Below are 1,915 nucleotides of genomic sequence, written 5' to 3' on the forward strand. Positions count from 1 at the left end.
CGTTCCGGGGTCGGCGGGTGGGAAGGTGTCCGCACTCGCGGTGGGGGAGTCGACGGTGCGGGCCGACCCGCGGGGCCGTTCGTGCGGGAGGCCGCGCCCGGCGCCCGGGTTCGGGCGCGGGGAGGACGCGGCGGCCCCGGGTCCGCCGAGGTGCCCCGACACGACCGCCCCGGCGCGGACGGTGCGCCGGGGCGGTCCAGGGAGCGGGCGAGCGGGATCAGAAGAGCTGACCCCGGACGGCCCCGTCGGGGAACTCGCCCGTGTGCAGGTTCAGGTAGTAGTCGTGCGGGTTCGCGTTGATCCGCTCGGTGACCGCCGGGTCCACGTGGGTCGCCGTGCCCGACACCGCGAACACCGTGGCGGGCAGCTCACCGGCGAACAGCTCCACCGCCACGTCGCCGTTCTCGCCCGCCGCCCCCCGGTGCAGGTGGCCGATGGTGGGCGGCGCCACGTTGGTCCACGCCGTCGAGAACGCGACCGTGTCCCCCTCGGGCCGGAAGAACCCGGAGGCGCGCCCGTCGGGGTCGCCCACCTGCGGCTTCTCCTCGGTGAACACCTCCTGGGCGCCGTCGGCCACCGCCACCAGCCCCGAGCCCTCGATGATGCCCAGCACGTTGAGCCGCTGCCCCGACGGCGTCAGCTGCCCGCGGACCGCCCCGCCGGGGAACTCCTCGGTGTGCAGGTTGACGTAGAACCCGGCCGGGTCGGTGAGCAGCTGTAGGGCCAGCTCCTCGTCGGTGATGGTGGTCTGCCCCGCCACCGCGGTGACGGTCTCGGGCAGCGCGCTGTCGAAGAACGTCAGCCGCACGTCCCCGTTCTCGCCCGCGGCCCCCTGGTGGATGTGGCCCAGCGTGGGCGCCTGGGTGCCCTCCCAGTCCAGGGCGAACGTCACCCGGTCGCCCTTGACCGAGATGATCGCCCGGCCGTGCCCTTCGGGGTCGCCCACCGCGGGGCCGCCCTCGACCGGCACCTCCTCGGCGCCGCTGAGCTCGGCGGTGAAGAACACCGTCGGCTCGCCCTTGGTGGAGTTCAGCGTCGGGGCCTTGTTGCCGCCCGTCGCCGGGGCGGCCTCGTCCCCGTGGCCGCCGTGCTCGTCCGCGTGCGCGGTCCCGGCGGTGGCGATCATGGCGGCCGTGGCGGCGACCGCGAGAATTCGTGTGCGCATGGAGGTTTCCGTCCCCGTTCGTCTACATACGGGCCGCCGCACCGCGTGGGTGCGGCGGCGATCAGTGACGGATACGGCGGCCGGTCCCCGCCGGTTCACCCGGTTCCTCCGCGAATTCGGACGCGAATCCGGAGTGAACCATCGGGTGCCCCCTCCCGTATCCGCATCCGTAACGACGCACGACGAACACGACGGGGAGAACCTGACCATGCGCATCCGAGTGACCCTGGCGGCAGCCGGCGCCCTGCTCGCCCTCACCGCCTGCTCCACCGACGGCTCTGGCGGTGACGGCGAGGACGCGGCGCCCACCGCCCCGGCCCAGGCCGGACCGGTCGAGCTCACCCTGGTGGAGAGCGAGGTCGGCACGGCCCTGGCCGACGCCGAGGGCCGCATCCTCTACGGGTTCACCAAGGACAAGGACGCCGAGAGCGTCTGCGAGGCCGACTGCATCGCCACCTGGCCCGCCCTGACCACCGCCGACGGGGTCGAACTCGGGGAGGGGCTGGACGAGTCGCTGCTGGACACCACCGAGCGGACCGACGGCGTCACCCAGGTCGTCTACAACGACTGGCCGCTGTACTACTACGTCGGCGACGCGCTGCCGGAGGAGAGCAACGGCCAGGGCCTGGACGACGAGTGGTTCCTCGTGGCCCCGGACGGCACCCTCATCAAGGACGTCCCGTAACCCGCCGGGCCGCGGGCGCCCGCCGAACGGGGGTACCCGCGGCCCGGTCCCCGGTGGTACATGTG

General features: G+C 73.9%; 2 protein-coding genes. One reads left to right on the forward strand and one right to left on the reverse strand.

Annotated elements, in window-relative coordinates; genetic code table 11:
- Window positions 1-217 precede the first annotated feature (217 nt).
- Complete coding sequence (locus ACJOT3_RS34305; protein ID WP_406977294.1) at window positions 218-1,165, reverse strand: CHRD domain-containing protein; 948 nt, start codon at window positions 1,163-1,165, stop codon at window positions 218-220.
- 208 nt (window positions 1,166-1,373) lie between these two features.
- Here ACJOT3_RS34305 and ACJOT3_RS34310 point away from each other — a divergent pair, with 208 nt between their 5' ends.
- Window positions 1,374-1,850 (forward strand): COG4315 family predicted lipoprotein, encoded by a 477-nt coding sequence (locus tag ACJOT3_RS34310; RefSeq protein WP_406977295.1) that lies wholly within the window; start codon window positions 1,374-1,376, stop codon window positions 1,848-1,850.
- Window positions 1,851-1,915: the final 65 nt, after the last annotated feature.

Origin of the sequence: Nocardiopsis protaetiae (genome assembly GCF_045446735.1) — a bacterium.
Taxonomy (GTDB): Bacteria; Actinomycetota; Actinomycetes; order Streptosporangiales; family Streptosporangiaceae; genus Nocardiopsis; species Nocardiopsis protaetiae.